Here is a 16,798-nt window from a genome sequence, read left to right as displayed (position 1 = left end):
CCCCTTATCAAGCTATGGTGTACACACAAGTCTTAATAAGGGTGCTTCGGGGGCTTTGGGGGCTTCGGGGGTAGGGCGAGGAGGATGATTATGAAGCAATATTGATTCATATCGGATGCAAATATTGATGAAAATAGTTCCTCAATTTCTCCACTCCTTCCGTTTCTAGCCTCCCCCTGCATCCAATACCTCCCTGCTCCCGATGCCAAAAAGTTATGTGTACACGGTAGCCTTATCAAGGGGGGTTAGGGGGGATTAAACTGTTTGAAGTGTTTGAATAGTTTTCAAAGCTTCTTCCACGTGTCCCTTAAAATTAAGCATCGAGTCAAACACAAGTTGAACCTTACCCGAAGCATCAATTATATAAGTAATGCGACCGGGAAACAGTCCAAACAAAGCTTTGGCGCCATATAAACTACGCACTTTGTCACCCTTATCACTCAGTAACTTAAAAGGCAACTGGTACTTAGCAGCAAACTTTTGGTGTGACTCATTAGAGTCTGCACTTACACCAATAACTTCGGCCCCTGCTGTTTTAAAGACTTCATACTGGTCGCGAAAAGCACATGATTCTGCGGTGCATCCGGGAGTATCGTCTTTGGGGTAAAAGTACAGAACAACGGGTTTACCGCGATAGCTGCTGAGAGAGAAAGAGGTGCCATTTTGGTCGGTCAGGGTAAAATCGGGAGCTGTATCTCCAACTTTGATAGCCATAGGTTATTTTAAACTCGTTAAGGAATGGATATATTTCTTTACAAAATTTTAACTTAGATTTGGCTCTGTAAGTAATGCGCGCGAGTCTAGGTAGATGGTTGTAGTATTTTACAGTTGAGTAATAAATTACTTCCTCATAAAATAACTTACTTAATTTGAACGCTGATTATTATGCGACTTACTTCACTTGATGTCTTTCGTGGCATCACGATAGCTGGGATGATTCTTGTTAATATGGCCAGTATTGCGGAACCGGATGTGTATTCTCCCTTGGTTCATGCTAGTTGGAATGGATGTACATTTGCTGACTTGGTGTTTCCGTTCTTTTTATTCATCGTCGGTGTAGCGATGGCTTTTTCGTTTGCTAAGTATACTGATGCGAAAATCCAAGTGGCAAGAGAACGTGATGCAAATGTAGCATATCAAGGTTCCGGCGCCAGTGTATTAATGTCATCAAAAGCGCAACTACAACAAAAGTCGCTGACTCCACCTTATGGAAAAATATTTCGCCGTGCGTTAATATTATTTGTCTTGGGATTATTTCTGAACGGGTTTTGGAACAAAGGACTGTGGACATTCAATTTTGATAGTCTTCGTTATATGGGAGTGTTGCAGCGCATAAGTTTATCGTACTTGTTTGCATCGCTTATTGTATTGACATTACCTCGTAAAGCAACATGGGTAGTTGCGGGTTTACTACTTGTTGGTTATTGGTTAGCGATGATATATATACCTGTTCCGGGTTTTGGAGCGGGTGTTTTAGATGAAAGTAACCCAGCAGCAAACCTTGCAGCATTTATCGACCGCTCTATTATTCCTACGGCGCATTTACATGGGAGCTTTAAAAATTTAGGCGACCCCGAAGGTTTATTTAGTACCATTCCTGCTATTGTTAGTGTTTTGCTTGGTTTTTTCACGGGTCAATGGATACGTACACAACCTGTTCAAACACGTACAAGTATTGGGCTAGCATTATTTGGAATAGGTTGTTTAATAATTGGTTTAGCCTGGAGTTTTGTGTTCCCAATAAACAAAAAACTCTGGACAAGCTCATACGTAGTATACACAACAGGAACAGCTTTATTATTACTCTCAGCTTGTTATGAACTAGTTGAAGTACAAGGTATAAAAAAATGGGGAGAGAGTTTTAAGATATTAGGGATGAATGCGATAGCCATTTTCGTTGCCTCAGTATTACTAATTAAAGTCCTAGTAAAAAGTATATTAGGTACAGGAGAAACGGCGCCTAACGCTTACAATTTTATCTACAAAAACTACTTCGCATCTTGGGCAGGAGCAGTAAACGGTTCATTTTTATTTGCTTTTGCTACATTATTACTATGGTTTGGCGTAGCTTGGATAATGTATCGTCAACGCTGGTTCATCAAAGTTTAACCAACGTAACGTGGGCACTGCCCACCTTACTATAAGTATACAAAGCAAAAATTATGAAAAAAGAAGTTTCAGAAATAACTAGTTTCCATGCCCATGTTTACTTTGATACAGAAACACATGAAGCAGCCGCGCGCGTCCGTGAAGGGTTAGGCGCCACTTTTAAGGTAACATTAGGTCGTTGGCATGAAAAACCTATTGGTCCACATCCAAAGTCAATGTATCAAGTTGCATTTGGATGTGAACAGTTTGCTCAAGTTGTTCCTTGGTTAATGTTGAACCGAGAAGAGTTAGATATACTCGTTCATCCCAACACAGGTGATGATGTGGCAGACCATACAAAACACGCTTCATGGTTGGGAAATAAGTTAGAGTTGAATATCGAGTTTCTTCGACGAATTAGTTTATAACCCCTGAATGTTTAAACCATTTTTGAAGTTGTTTCCAGCCATCTAAAGCTTCTTTCTCACGGTATGATGGACGATAATCAGCAAAAAAGGCGTGTGGTGCGTCAGGATAGACAATTATTTGGGATTTACTATTTTTATTCAATTGCGCGCGCATTTGCTCAACTGTATTTAAAGGAATACCTGTGTCTTTACCACCGTATAATCCTAAAACAGGAACGGTTAGTTTAGATGCAATATCAAGAGGATGCTGTGGTGTAATTTCTGTTTTGTCACCAACAAGGCGCCCATACCATGCGACTCCAGCTTTTACCTTGGGATTATGTGCAGCGTATAGCCATGTAATTCTACCACCCCAACAGAAACCTGTAATACCTACTTTTGAAGCATTTCCATTAGAAGATTTTACTGCCCAGTTCACAGTAGCATCCAGGTCAGATAATACTTGAGCATCTGGAACTTTAGCAACAATTGGACGAATTTCTTCAACACTGCTTAACTTGGATACGTCACCTTGACGCACGAATAATTCTGGAGCTATTGCTAAATACCCTAGTTTAGCAAAACGGCGAGTAACATCTTGAATATGTTCGTGAACACCAAAGATTTCTTGAATGACTAAAACTATGGGAAAATTTGTACCTTTACTGGGTTGCGCGCGGTAAGCTGGTATTTCTCCATCTGCAACAGGAATTTTCACGGCACCTGCTGTTAGTCCTTTTGTATTAGTAGTGATAACTTTGGCTGAAATAGGTTGTACTGCAAGCGCAAAACCTGTTGCGAGGGTAGCAGTTGCAATAAATTCCCGGCGCGTGATTTCTGGCATGATGTGTAGGGTGCGTGACGCTATAACTCGCTTTCAATGTAATTATAAGACCTGCAGCGTCACGCACCAGCTTTTAATTGTAACTTAATAATATGTCTATGAATAATCAATATGGATTAACCCTAGGTAAATATGCTCCTCTTCACAAGGGACATCAGTTTGTAATTGAGGCTGCCATTTCTGAAATGGATAAGGTAGTTGTAATGATTTATGATTCTCCAGAAGTTACTAATATTCCTCTTGCTGTTCGCGCGAATTGGTTGCGTTCAATTTATCCTAGTGTTGAGGTTATTGAAGCTTGGGATGGGCCAAGTGAAGTTGGACTCACACCTGAAATTAAGAAAATGCATGAGGATTATATTCTCAAGCAGTTAGCGGGTAGAAAAATTACACATTTTTATAGTAGCGAATTTTACGGTGAGCATGTTAGTGAAGCACTTGGCGCCATCAATAGACTTGTAGACTGTGACCGTAATTATGTGCCTATTTCAGCTACTCAAATCAGAAAGAATACTGATGCGTGTCGTTCGTATTTACATCCATTAGTATACCGTGACTTAATTACTAATGTAGTTTTTCTTGGCGCCCCTTCTACTGGTAAAACAACAATTGCATCACAGTTAGCGCAAGAATATAATACTGTGTGGATGCCAGAGTATGGACGCGAGTACTGGGAACAGCATCAAGTTGATAGAAGACTTTCGTTAATGCAATTAGTGGAAATTGCACAAGGACATTTAGAACGCGAAGAAGCTTTATTACACGAAGCTAATCAATACTTGTTTACAGATACTAATGCACTAACTACTTATCACTTTTCGTTATACTACCACAATGCAGCGGCGCCGGAGTTAGTTCAACTTGCTCATCAATCCGCATCACGTTATGATTTAGTGTTTGTGTGTTCGGATGATATTCCGTATGAAGATACTTATGACCGTTCGGGAGAGGTAAACCGCAGAATATTTACTAGACAAATTGAGGGTGAGTTAATTATCAGGAAAATTCCATTCTTTCGTTTGCAAGGGAGTCTTGACGCGCGCATCCAATATGTTAAAAAAGTTTTAGCTAAATATCATAAGTACAGTAACTTACTTGACTATATATAATAAATAAATGCTGGATTTTTGGAGTGTAAACAATATTGCTTTTAAAATAATTGGGTATCCGATGAGCTATATTGAGTTTATTGGAACAATTTTTTATTTATGGGCAACTTGGCTTGTTACTAAACAAAAAATGCTTAATTGGTTTGTTGGTATAGTCAGTTCCCTTTTATACATGGCTCTCTTCTATCAAATCCGTTTGTATTCGGATATGTTGGAGCAGTTGTATTTTATCATTGTTAGTATATATGGGTGGTGGCGATGGAGTACGCCGTTGAAAGATACGGGTAAAATTTTGACCATTCGGTACAGTTCACCACGTAGAATTATTTTAGTTGCTGCTGTAACAATGGCACTTGCGTTTGTGATGGGAGCTTTGATGAGTCGAATACATTTGCTAGTTCCTGCATTGTTTCCAGAAAAAGCTTCTTTTCCTTATTTGGATGCGCTAACTACTATTATGAGTTTTACCGCAATGTGGTTAATGGCACTCATGAAGCTGGAAAATTGGTATTACTGGATAATTGTAGATGCTATTGGTGTTTGTCTCTACTATGTTAAGGGTGTTAAGTTTATCGCTTTGCTCTATGTAATTTTACTGTTTATGGCTATATATGGGTTTATGAGCTGGCGAAACATTTCTAGACTTCAAGAGAAGCACTAAAGTGCTTACTACGAAAAAATTTTTCATCCTAACATCATTGGAATGATGGGCGCCCCTTGTGTAGTTCCTAAGACTAGTTGCAAACCATCTGGCAAAGCGTCAGGATGGATGACTACGAAACCAAAGCGGGTGTAAAAGGGGATTAGTTCTCTAAAACAAGATAGATAAATAGGTTCTCTTGCTTCATTAATTAGGTGTTCAATCATACATGAAGCTAGTTTTTGGCGCCGAAATTCCTTTTTAACGCAAAGATTAAATATTAATGAATACTTGGAAAAAACACGCAGTTCTGCACAACCGACGACGATACCATTATAATCGATAACCCAAAAATCTGAATAATTTTTTAATCTAACTTCATATAATAGATATAAAGCGATGATAATCGCAAAAAGGATAGCATTGAACAACAAGAATACAAAACACAGCAAAACCAGTGCCAGCGAATAAACATTGATGGGCAAGATGTTGCTGACCTCATTCCACGTCAGCAGTAACTGTTTAATTTTCCATTTATCCCTCGAACGCGCGCGTCGAATAAAAAAATCAGGTGGTAGGCGATAACGATTTTGCATCTTCACGCAAAAAGTGTGACAGTTCTCCCAATATAGCAGAAGGCTTCAGGATGTGGTGTGTATGAATAGCAGTTCATTTATGGCACGGAACCCTGAATGGAAACCAATATTGCCTGCACAAGTTAATGGTACGTTTACAATGGCTGATATGCTGAAGTTTGTAAATGATGTAAATCCTATTGGGTAGTTTTAATTAGGAGGGCGCTCCGGGATGCCCGCTCCACAAGAGGGTTTTTTACAAAAATATTAAAATAAAAATATTAAATATATATTAAGATAAAGAACCTCCACCATCAATCCAAACTTCAGTACCTGTAATATATCTAGATGCGTCTGATGCTAGGAATAATACGAGTTCTGCTACATCTTCACTACCTAGGGCTGTATTTTTTGTTAGAGGAATATTATCTTTAATAAAATCTCCTAATCCTGGAATCCAATCTAAGTGACGCTTGGTAACACTTTCTTCAATACCTGTTAGTACTCCACCTGGACAGATAACATTGACACGAATTTGATTTGCAGCTAGTTCGAGTGCTAACATTTTTGCTAAAGTTACTTGAGCAGATTTTGTACATGCATATGCGGTGGCACCGACTTTTCGGAAACTGCGTGTACCATTAATGGATGATGTAATTATAATTGAGCCACCTTGCTTTTTGAGATGAGGCACTGCGTATTTTAAAGTTAAAAATGTGCCGTTCAAATTAATATCGATTGTTTGTTGCCACTCATCGATTTCAATATCTTCTATTGGCGCCCATACTCCATTAATACCCGCATTAACAAATAGTATATCAATTCTTTCAAATTCATCAATAATTTTTTGAAATGCGTGGTGCATTTGATTAGCATCAGCAATATCAGCGGTAATCGCTATAGCTATACCTTGAGCATGTTGAATTTTACTAATTGTTTCATTAGCTGCTTCGATGTTACGGTCAATAATCGCAATTTTTGCTCCTTCTGAAGCTAATAAAACTGCTGTAGCACGCCCAATTCCAGAACCACCGCCAGTTATAACTGCAACTTTATTTAAGAGCTTCATATATTAAGTGATAGTATTTATCATCAATTTTTAATTAAATATTTGAGCATCAGCATATACCCTGCGATATAAAAAAGAGACGTGGTATATCACGTCTCAAGGATTGGCTTAAATTTGAACTCGATGATTCTATGCTTCTTCAGGAACCCATACAGAGACAGAACCCGCAGGACAACTGAATTCTGCCCAACCTTCTTCGTTAGTTGTAACAGGTTCGCTGATGTGTTCGGTAATGTCTATATAGGTACGGTTTGGTTGTCCGACTTCCATGTACTTAGTACCTTCACTACCGTTACTAAGTACAACAGCCATTCCACCTGGATGTTCTTCGTCACCTAATCTTGTCCAACCAATTGTGTTTGAATGGTCAAAATAGTCATATTGGTCGCCATATGCGTATGTTTGACGCGCGAATAAGTATTTATCAATTAGCCATTTATGACTATCTATCCAAATTTCGTACTCATTGCCATCCTTCGCATAGTCTTTGTAGTGGGCGCCGTAGTAATCAGGATAAAATATGCATGGATACCCATCGCGTCGTAGTAGAATTAGCGCATAAGCCAAGGGTTTAAACCAACCTTCAACAACTGACTCTAAAGATTGCAAAGGCTGAGAATCATGATTATCTACGAGCGTTACAGCTAAAGTCGGTTGATGCTGTACTAAGGTATTATCAAAAATTGTTCGTAAATCGTAGTTATTACCTGACTGACTAGCAACGTGGAAGTTGTAATGAAGAGGCGCGTCAAATAATGTTACTTTACCATTGGTGACAGAAATAAAGTGATGTAAAGCCTCTACATTGTAAGACCAATACTCACCAACTGCAAAAACTTCACGTTTTACATAATCGCGGACATGTTCTAACCATTCTAAGAAGAAATGTGATGACACATGTTTGACAGCATCAAAGCGGAAACCATCGACTCCAGTAGTATCTAAATACCACTCACCCCAATATTTTAACTCTCCTTTGACTTCCGGGTTGTCCATATCTAAGTCACAACCCATTAAATAATCAAAATTGCCTTTTTCTAAATCAACGTTGTTATCAAATTGTTTATCTCTAAGTAAATAAATTGCGTTTGCTTCGTTATTGTAAACATTATGGTCAATTGCATCGAAGTGCCACCAATGCCACTCCATTGTGGAATACTTACCATTGCGACCTGGGAAGTTAAAATGTGTCCAAGCTTTTATTTTTTGATATTCCCCTACTACATCACTACGGTTATCAGGGTTGAAAGGTGTTGCTTCTGCTTCTTCTTCATTGTCGGCGCCCATTTTATGATTGAATACTGCATCAGCATATATTCTAATGCCTGCCTTTTGTGCGGTTTTAATCGCGTGCAAATACTCTTCTTTAGTTCCGTATTTTGTCCGCACAGACCCTTTCTGGTCAAACTCACCTAAGTCAAACAAATCATAAACACCATAACCAACATCGTATCCGCCACCTGTACCTTTATAAGCAGGGGGTAGCCAAAGCGATGTAACACCAATTTTTGCCAATTCTTCAGCATTCTCAGCTACTTGTTTCCATAAACTTCCATCTTCTGGATTGTACCAGTGGAAGTATTGCATCATTACACCATTTACTGCGGTCATAATTTTAAAGTGTTTGATAAATAAAGTAGTACTCAAGCAGGATGCGCTAAAAATGCCGCTTAATTACTGCGATTAAGCTAAATTATGTACTTTTTTTAAGCATACGGTAATCAGTCTTTGGTTAATTTGAAGTACTATCTTTGGAAGAGTTAAGTAATTATGCTCACTATCTTGGGACTTATTTGTTTTTTAAATTATATGTCTGGAGATATAAAACGCTATGGGATGCCCCTTCCACGAACAATTCTGAGTTGATTTTACCTATACCCAGATGCTTGTAGTGTAAATAACTCAGCATATCTGGCACCTTTTTTGAGAAGTTGTTCGTGGGTTCCCTCTTCGATCAGCTCTCCACCTTCGATGACGATGATTTTGTTTGCCATCCGCACGGTGGAAAAGCGGTGTGATATTAAAAATACCATTTGGTGTTTAGTTAAAGTTCGCAGTCGTTCAAAAATTTCAAATTCGGCTTGGGCATCGATAGCAGAAGTCGGTTCGTCTAAAACTAAAATATCTGCATCGGTTCGCATGAACGCACGCGCGAGAGCTATTTTCTGCCATTGTCCACCCGATAGTTCCTGTCCGTCTTTAAACCATTTACCTAACTGGGTAGAAAAATTATCGGGCAATTTTTCAATAAAGGGTGTTGCCATACCCTTTGATGCAGCCATTTCCCATAGCTCTTTATCATCGATACGCTGCACATCTCCAACACCAATATTCTCACCAACTGTGAACTGGTAGCGGACAAAGTTTTGGAAAATAACGCCGATACGTTGACGCAGTACATCTATATCCCACTCTTGTAAATCCAAGCCATCGAGTAAAATCCTTCCAGAGTTAGGATTATATAGTCGAGTTAGAAGTTTGATTAAAGTTGTCTTACCTGAACCATTTTCTCCAACAATTGCCAGTTTTTCTCCTGGTTTGAGGTCAAAAGATATGTTTTTTAGCGCTGGTTGGTAACTGCCTGGATAGGTGAAGCTGACGTTTTCAAATCTAATTCCATCGTTTAGCTTCTCTCCTTCAGTCGCTTTACCTATTTGCGTTGGAACTTTCGCTTCTAGAAACTCATACAAGTTGGATAGATATAAATTATCTTCGTACATTCCGCCAATCGAAGTTAAGGCGCCTGAGAAAGTTGCTTGTCCTTGACGAAAGACGGTGATATACATCGTCATGTCTCCAAGAGATATCCTTCCTGCAACTGTCTCAATAATTATCCATCCATAAGTAACATAGAAAGTAACGTTACTAAGCAAACCTAACAAATATCCCCACAACCCTCGTCGTAACGTTAAATCTTTGTCTTCGTGGAAAAGTTGATGGAAGTTATTACGGTAGCGTCGCAACAGCATTTCTCCCAACTGGTATAACTTTACTTCTTTAGCAAAATCTTCGCGCGCTACTAGGGTTTCTAAATAAGACTGTTGTCGAGCTTCCGGTGCCCTCCAGCTAAAAAGGCGAAAAGCTTGAGCAGCGAATTTGGTTTCGCCAATAAATGAAGGAATAGCCGCAATGACTAGTACTATTACAGCCCATATCGAAAACTTGACCAATAAGGCGCCGAAGGTTACGAGTGAAAGAGCATTCTGAACTAACCCAAAAGTCCGAGTTACCAAAGATAACGGACGTGATGAAGCTTCACGACGCGCGTTAGTCATCTTGTCATAAAATTCTGAATCTTCAAACTGAGGTAACTCTAGAGTTAAAGCTTTGCTCAATATAAGTTCATTGACCCTTTGTCCAAGCATTGCCCGCAACAAAGATTGACAAATATTCTGTCCCCGTTGACTTGCTGCCAGCAATATAACAGCTATTGCTTCCAACCCAACAAACATCAACGGACGATAGATATTATGATTCGATTGAGCAGATGCAATCACAGCATCTACTATCAACTTACCGATATAAGCCATCGCAGCGGGTAGTATACCTGCGGCTAGTGTCAACACTCCAAAAATAACAGTAAGATTCTTGCTCGTCGTCCATACCAAATTTACAGCACGCCCACTATAGCGGAAAACTCCAAGAGACTGCCGCAGCACGTTCCCGATTTTACTATTTCTCATATATCTAATATTAGTACAAAACCGTGTACTTTGAGCATTAGTGACGTTTTTACCCCTAAACGCCCAAACGACAACAAAGTAGGGTGTGTGACGCTAAAAAAAACTTCAACGCAGTTATACAACTTGTAGCGTCACGCACCGAATCAGAATTGTGACTCGCGCGCAGATATTTAGAACAGATGAGTTTTTTGAGTGAAGATGGGATGCATAAGAGTTAATATGTTGGAAGATTTGCTAGGCGCCTCATTATAACTCTTACCTCTGTGGTAAATAAATAATAAATGGTGCGTGAAAGCTACTCGTTTTGCGTTTTATTTCGTGTTTGTAATAGCTTTCACACACCCTACATAATAAAAATCAAAATTATTGAAATTTCAAATCTAGCGCATCGAATCTAAATCTAAAGAACTTATTCCGTGCGTTTCAACAAAAGTCATCATGCTGCCAAGCTGTACCCATATTAGTAAACAAGTTAGCAGTGAAATAGGTAGACCGATAGCTAAAGCGAGAAATGGGGGAAAGCCAAAAATCTCTAAACCTGAGACTAAAAAAGAGACTATCCCAATGGTTACACCCAAAAATGGAAACGATAAAGCTTTTTTTGATAAGACAGCACCGGAATTTTCGGCACCATCGCTTTGCCATTTAGTGACAACTGTTTTAAGGGTTCCGGCGAGTGCTGCACCCGATGTTACAGCTGCAAATAAACCAAATGCAAGTACAAAATAAGGCGGGTAGACAGGAAAATAATACACGCAGGACTCCTATTAAAAGCTAAACGTGAAAAAAATCAAAGGTTTTTATTTTTGGACACAATGATGCCACTGTAACAATAGTTTACTATCAATCGGTATAGCAATCGGACTTTTGTAAATAAGACAACAGTCAAGAGTCAGGAGTTAATCAATAAATTAGGTAAGGGCTATCTTTCTTACGTCGAACTCAGAAGTAACTTCTCTTCTTCTCTTCTCTAAAGTCTCTGTGTCTCCGTGGTAAAAAAATAAAACCCCCTAAAAAAGAGGGTTTATTATAATTCTTGATAGTACGTTATTTAGATTTCGGTTTATCAAACACGGCAAACATCGGCGACTTTGGTAAAATAGCAGCAACACCTTCGCGTGAAAACTCTGTTAATACACCAATAGCTGCACTCAATATTTTGTCAGGTTGTAAATCATCCTTGACTAAATTCCACAAACGTTGTACTTCTTCGGTGTGTAAACGGTCGTCTTCAGTTAACGCTAACACCAACTGGCGCCGTAAAAACTTTCCTTCATCCGACATTAAATATCGGATACCAAGTTTTGCTGTGGGTAATACGTCAAAGCTGTTATCGGTACGCGCGATACTAATTAAGTTTTCCAACCGCTCCCACTGGAATTTACCATTCTTAAATAGTATATTCAACAGACGGCGCCGTAGTTGAGGTGATTCACCCGTTAATAATCTGCGCGCGACATATGGATACGCGACCTCAACTATTTTAAAATTACGATTGAGACTAAGAGCTATACCTTCCTGCGTTACTAACGAACGAATAATTAAGGCAAACTTAGCAGGGACTCGGAAGGGATACTCATACATCAACTCTGAAAACTGGTCGGTAATAGTTTTAAAGTTAAACTCCCCAACGTTTTTACCTATCGCGTCTCCCAATACTGCTTCGAGTGCAGGAATAATTGGACGAATATCAGTATCAGGTGTCAAGAAACCTAAATTGACAAAATCAATAGCTAAATCCGAGTATTCTTTATTAGTTAAATGTACCAGCGAATCCACCAGCGTTTCTTTTGTGGTTTCATCGAGTTGATCCATCATCCCAAAGTCAATATAAGCCATGCGACCATCGAGAGTTGCAAACAAATTACCTGGGTGAGGGTCTGCATGGAAGAAACCATGTTCGAGTAATTGTTGTAACCCAGCAGTTACACCTATTTGAACTATTGCCTCTGGGTCTAAACCAGCTTCACGAATAGATTTTGTATCGTTTAATTTAAACCCGTTTATCCACTCTAGAGTTAAAACGCGGTTAGTTGTTTGGCGCCAGTAAATTTTTGGAACCTTGACAGTTGCTTCGTTACGGAAGTTAGCAGCAAACTTCTCAGCGTTGCGCGCTTCATTAAGATAGTCGATTTCTTCAAATAGCTTTGTTCCAAATTCGTCTACTATCAAAGTTAAATCGTGCCCAAGGTTGAGAGGCAACCACGGAGATAGCCAACTCGCTGCCCAACGCATCAAATATAAGTCAAGCGTTAGTGTTGGACGAAGGTTGGGACGCTGCACTTTTACCGCTACTTCTTCTCCCGTAGCAGCTAGGCGCCCACGATATACTTGACCTAAAGATGCTGCCGCAACAGGAGTAGGGGACAACTCGCTATAAACTTCAGATATAGACTCACTCAGTTGAGCCTCAATAATACGATAAGCGAGATTACTATCAAACGGCGGTAACTGGTCTTGCAGTTTAACCAACTCTTCTAGAAAATCCTTACGTATCAAGTCAGGACGTGTTGAAAGCGCTTGACCAACCTTGATAAAAGTTGGACCCAACTTTGTCAACATCATCCTTAACTGAGTTGCCCGCTTCAACTTATTTTGTTCAACACGGTCAAACCACTCATCGGACTTTAAACCAAGAATAAACCCAAGCATATACCATATTATCTTGATTGCCCTTGCCCAAACGCGCCAAGGACGAAACCGATAATAACTAGCTACAGCATCCGGACTGTAGCGAATAAGCTGAGTAGGTTGATACTGACCCACGCCGAACTTTGCCTCTCAAACCGATAAATTTACAATTAACAAAACTAACTTGCACCCAAAGGATACTCGTTGCCTTTTTTTAAAACAACTTGAATATGTACATTTCCAGGTAATATACAAGCTTGTAGTAACAAAAATTAACTACCTACGTATATATATCTTCAATCTTAATTATACTTCATAAAAGTACAACTAATGCAGTATTGACTCTTCCTTTAAGTACAATTAGAAATGCCTTCAAATTAGCATCATCAAAAAGCCCAAATGTAATCACTGAAGCATTTTGGAGCTAAAATGCACAATTCCTTCTCAAGAAGTAGAGGTGCCGTATCTTAACATTGAGTAATTATATGTAAAGAAATATTTTTAACATTTCTTAATATTTGTGTGAAATTAAAACTACCAAGATAGAAAATAATTTACTGTCAGCATAGATTTTATCTTATGGTCGTATCATCAACCAACACAAACCCACCTATCGAATACACACCAAACTTTCTAACACCAACTCAAGCTAACGAACTATACAACCACTGCCAAACCCTAGCATGGCGCCAAAACACCATTAAAATCATAGGTAAAACAATGCCCGTACCGCGACTAGAATGCATGTACGGGGATGAAGGATGCGATTATCTCTACTCAAAATCTGTTTTGTTACAGCCAATTCCCTGGACACCACAACTTCAAGAACTGCGCTTTGTCATCGAATCAACCACAGGCTACCCATTTAATATAGTATTATGCAACCGTTACCGAGATGGTCGCGACTCCAATGGATGGCACGCAGATAATGAAAAAAGTTTGGGTAAATCTCCAGCTATCGCATCAGTAACGCTTGGGCAAAAGCGTAAATTCCAAATGCGACAAGGAAAAAAAGGCAAACCAGTAGATATTTGGTTAGAACACGGCAGTTTATTATTGATGCATCCTGGGTGTCAAGAAACCTGGGTTCATCAGTTGCCCAAAACTACTCAATCCGTAGGAGAACGTATTAACTTGACTTTTCGACCACATGTTAAGGGGATTGGCAACGTTAGCACAGCATTGCTGATTGTTTGAATCAGCTTTCAGATTTTTGATTAAAATCTTGTAATACCCGGAGTATACGTCCCAAGTATGCCTCACGCCAAAAGTCCCGCTGTTGAATTGTTTTTTCGTCTGCTTGGTATGTTTCAATTTCTGTAATTGATACAATACCTTTTGACTCAAGTAAATGTTCGATAGTATCGAGACGTTCCCGCAAAACTGAAATTTCACCTGCCATCGCCATTATTATCGCTAATAATTTATCGGTTTGGGGGTCATCAAAATAAATAGGCCGTTTTCCCTTGGCTATTTTTTTCATTTTACAATTCTCCAGCTATAAATAAGTTTTGATATAATTATTTGGTTGCTGCAATGGTAAACCAAGTACCCCTACTTCCTAACTCTCCTTGTTTAGAATTAGAATTCGCTGTTGTTGCTTTCCAGGCGCCATTACGAATAAATGTTTGGGTAATTTTATCAACATCAAAACCCGCAAGAGCTACTACTTGCCCTAAGTCCAAATCGCGCATTGCACTCCAGAAAGGTTCGTTATTATTAGAAGTTTGCCAATCATATATGAACTCGCTAAACAAATCCATGTGCTGGTACAAGGGTGCTTCGACATGAATCATCATCCCACCAGGTGCAAGCAAACGGTGGCATTCACGCATAACGTTACGGATGGCTGGTGTGGGTATCTCATGTAGCAAAATATGAGAAACTATAAGGTCAAAGGATTCTGAAGCAAAGTTAGTGTGTTCGGCATTTTGCTGTGAGAAGTGTACTTGTTTATTCATAGCTTCTGCTCGTGCGTGGGCATAACGTAACATTGGCGCCGACACATCTACGGCAAATACTTCCGCTTCTGGGTAAGCATCTGCATAAGGCAAAGTGCTATGACCTACAGAACATCCTATATCAAGAATTTTTTGGGGTTGAAAATCAGGAAAATTTGGCTTTAAATAGTTTTTAACTACAGACAATCCCATATCATCATTTAGCGGTCCAAACCAACCCGAACCATAAATATAAGTTCCGCGATCGTAAATAGCACCAGCCGCAACATCATTTTCAGTAGATTCGCTGTGATAACTACCAGGCATACAATGAATATCTACCGCAGTTTGATAAACAGGAATTTTAAAATTGGGGTCAAGAGTTAAAGTTCCTAGTTCACCTCCCTTATCTTTTGCCTGCTCAATCAAAGACGGCAATTGTCGTTCGACTGCGATACCTACCGCATCCCACAACATTTCCTGGTTAATTCGCATTAGTGCCCCCCACCACCTATAATTAGGCTCCTGCTGCATAACTTGCTGAATTTCAAAACGATTCTGTGGAGAACGCTTATGTTCAAGCTCAAACTTTGGCTTCACTACTTTTTCATAGACTAACTTATTGGCAGGAGCTATATTATTGAAAATATACTTTTTCATGCTCTCTACAAATTTTTGCCGTGCCAATTCATCGTGAGTGGCTTCGGGAAGCATTTTGTGTTGGAATTGCATTGTCATAAAAACAACCTCGTACAATTAATTTCTACTATAGCAATCCTAGATCATTCATAAAAACTGTGCTTTGGTAGAGACAAGGTTTGATGGGGCTAAATTTTCGTTAACGTTTCGGCGCCGCTTCCCCAAATTTTATCAGTAATGCGATAGCGATGCTTACTATCATTATTAAGGCCATACTCAAAGCTGACCCAAAACCCCAGTTTTGCGTTGCTCCCAAAAATTGATTGTATATTAAACGCGCGCCTGTCATACTTGAGGCGCCACCAAGCAATTCAGGGTTAACAAAATCTCCGAATGTGGTAATAAATACTAGAAATGAACTTGCTGCTACCCCGGTTATTACTTGTGGTAGTGTTGCTTTGTAGAACACTTGTATGGGATTGGCACCGAGGTCTGCTGCTGCTTCAAGTTGACGTTTGTCTAATTTTTCGAGTGAAGCATATAAAATTAGTACCATATAAGGTAATGCACTATAAGTCATACCAATATACACTGCTGCATTTTGGTTAAGTATATTAAGTGTGGGTAATTTGAAGTAAGTTAATATAGTGTTGAGTAAACCTGTAGGACGCAAAATAGTTATCCAAGCATAAGACCGGAGTAACGAAGAAGTCCATAAGGGTAGTACAAATCCAATTAAGATAAAATTACGCCATCTTTGCGGCACTAGTTGAGCTATCCAGTAAGCAACGGGGAAGGCTAGAATTAAACATATTGCCGTAGTACCAAGGGCAAATGAGAATGAACGTCTAATTACTTGTAGATAAATAGGGTCAAGTATACGAGTATAGTTTGTAACCAATGCTTTCCAGATTTTATTCCAGTTTTGAAAGTCTAGAAACTGGTTGTAGTCTGTGATTCCACCTGGGTTGACTATATCTCCCGGTCGTATACCTGGTACTAAACTTAACTCGAATATGATTAATGTTGGTAGCACTAATAGTAGTATGAGCCAGATACCTGATGGCGCCAGTAGTAATAATGGTTCTAACCATTTGATTTTTGGTTTCGCGCGCTGGGGTTCTTTAACTTCGACGGTTTGAGGTAATGGATATTGTGTTGACATAGATTTTA

Annotated in this window: 16 protein-coding genes; 5 read left to right on the top strand and 11 right to left on the bottom strand. The window is 39.3% G+C overall.

Going from position 1 to position 16,798, the window contains the following annotated elements; all coding sequences use genetic code 11:
- Nucleotides 1-255: 255 nt before the first annotated feature.
- Nucleotides 256-714, bottom strand: a complete 459-nt coding sequence (locus AC2JBO_RS09600) for a peroxiredoxin (protein WP_496953415.1) — start codon at nt 712-714, stop codon at nt 256-258.
- A gap of 171 nt (nt 715-885) precedes the next feature.
- Here AC2JBO_RS09600 and AC2JBO_RS09595 point away from each other — a divergent pair, with 171 nt between their 5' ends.
- Both AC2JBO_RS09595 and AC2JBO_RS09590 read left to right on the top strand, forming a co-directional pair.
- A complete protein-coding gene (locus AC2JBO_RS09595) occupies nt 886-2,109 on the top strand; it encodes an acyltransferase family protein (RefSeq protein WP_496953414.1) in 1,224 nt (407 codons plus the stop codon).
- A 53-nt stretch (nt 2,110-2,162) separates the two neighbouring features.
- Complete coding sequence (locus AC2JBO_RS09590; protein ID WP_496953413.1) at nt 2,163-2,516, top strand: DOPA 4,5-dioxygenase family protein; 354 nt, start codon at nt 2,163-2,165, stop codon at nt 2,514-2,516.
- On the opposite strand, the gene AC2JBO_RS09585 is transcribed toward AC2JBO_RS09590, so the two are convergent.
- On the bottom strand, nt 2,506-3,339 hold the full coding sequence (locus tag AC2JBO_RS09585) for a dienelactone hydrolase family protein (protein ID WP_496953412.1): 834 nt from the start codon (nt 3,337-3,339) through the stop codon (nt 2,506-2,508). The two genes, AC2JBO_RS09590 and AC2JBO_RS09585, sit on opposite strands and share 11 nt — an antisense overlap.
- Nucleotides 3,340-3,437: 98 nt before the next feature.
- On the opposite strand from AC2JBO_RS09585, the gene AC2JBO_RS09580 reads away from it, so the two are divergent.
- Both AC2JBO_RS09580 and pnuC read left to right on the top strand, forming a co-directional pair.
- Entirely contained in the window at nt 3,438-4,448 is a 1,011-nt protein-coding gene (locus AC2JBO_RS09580; protein ID WP_496953411.1) for an AAA family ATPase, read from the top strand.
- 7 nt (nt 4,449-4,455) lie between these two features.
- A complete protein-coding gene (gene pnuC / locus AC2JBO_RS09575; RefSeq protein ID WP_496953410.1) occupies nt 4,456-5,109 on the top strand; it encodes a nicotinamide riboside transporter PnuC in 654 nt (217 codons plus the stop codon).
- Between the two features lie 23 nt (nt 5,110-5,132).
- On the opposite strand, the gene AC2JBO_RS09570 is transcribed toward pnuC, so the two are convergent.
- The 6 genes from AC2JBO_RS09570 to AC2JBO_RS09545 form a co-directional block, all read right to left on the bottom strand.
- Nucleotides 5,133-5,684: a GNAT family N-acetyltransferase gene (locus tag AC2JBO_RS09570; protein WP_496953409.1), complete on the bottom strand. Its 552-nt coding sequence runs from the start codon at nt 5,682-5,684 to the stop codon at nt 5,133-5,135.
- Nucleotides 5,685-5,955: 271 nt separating this feature from the next.
- Nucleotides 5,956-6,732 (bottom strand): SDR family oxidoreductase, encoded by a 777-nt coding sequence (locus AC2JBO_RS09565; protein ID WP_496953408.1) that lies wholly within the window; start codon nt 6,730-6,732, stop codon nt 5,956-5,958.
- A 129-nt stretch (nt 6,733-6,861) separates the two neighbouring features.
- The gene (locus AC2JBO_RS09560; protein ID WP_496953407.1) at nt 6,862-8,343 is read right to left on the bottom strand and encodes an alpha-amylase; all 1,482 of its coding nucleotides are present in this window, start codon (nt 8,341-8,343) and stop codon (nt 6,862-6,864) included.
- Between the two features lie 257 nt (nt 8,344-8,600).
- Entirely contained in the window at nt 8,601-10,415 is a 1,815-nt protein-coding gene (locus AC2JBO_RS09555; RefSeq protein ID WP_496953406.1) for an ABC transporter ATP-binding protein, read from the bottom strand.
- Nucleotides 10,416-10,795: 380 nt separating this feature from the next.
- Nucleotides 10,796-11,170, bottom strand: coding sequence for a hypothetical protein (locus AC2JBO_RS09550; RefSeq protein WP_496953405.1), 375 nt, complete (start codon nt 11,168-11,170; stop codon nt 10,796-10,798).
- 292 nt (nt 11,171-11,462) lie between these two features.
- On the bottom strand, nt 11,463-13,181 hold the full coding sequence (locus AC2JBO_RS09545) for an ABC1 kinase family protein (RefSeq protein ID WP_496953404.1): 1,719 nt from the start codon (nt 13,179-13,181) through the stop codon (nt 11,463-11,465).
- A gap of 444 nt (nt 13,182-13,625) precedes the next feature.
- Here AC2JBO_RS09545 and AC2JBO_RS09540 point away from each other — a divergent pair, with 444 nt between their 5' ends.
- Nucleotides 13,626-14,243 carry an alpha-ketoglutarate-dependent dioxygenase AlkB family protein gene (locus AC2JBO_RS09540; protein WP_496953403.1) on the top strand — a complete coding sequence of 206 codons (618 nt, stop codon included), beginning with the start codon at nt 13,626-13,628 and terminating at the stop codon, nt 14,241-14,243.
- 1 nt (nt 14,244) lies between these two features.
- Here the strand turns inward: AC2JBO_RS09540 and AC2JBO_RS09535 are convergent, their stop codons facing one another.
- The 3 genes from AC2JBO_RS09535 to AC2JBO_RS09525 form a co-directional block, all read right to left on the bottom strand.
- Nucleotides 14,245-14,529 carry a hypothetical protein gene (locus tag AC2JBO_RS09535; RefSeq protein ID WP_496953402.1) on the bottom strand — a complete coding sequence of 95 codons (285 nt, stop codon included), beginning with the start codon at nt 14,527-14,529 and terminating at the stop codon, nt 14,245-14,247.
- A gap of 37 nt (nt 14,530-14,566) precedes the next feature.
- Complete coding sequence (locus AC2JBO_RS09530; RefSeq protein ID WP_496953401.1) at nt 14,567-15,724, bottom strand: class I SAM-dependent methyltransferase; 1,158 nt, start codon at nt 15,722-15,724, stop codon at nt 14,567-14,569.
- A 100-nt stretch (nt 15,725-15,824) separates the two neighbouring features.
- Complete coding sequence (locus AC2JBO_RS09525; protein WP_496953400.1) at nt 15,825-16,790, bottom strand: ABC transporter permease; 966 nt, start codon at nt 16,788-16,790, stop codon at nt 15,825-15,827.
- Nucleotides 16,791-16,798: the final 8 nt, after the last annotated feature.

This window comes from Calothrix sp. CBUCES-K 9914 (assembly GCF_059640475.1).
This window is presented reverse-complemented; position numbering and strand designations above follow the sequence as displayed.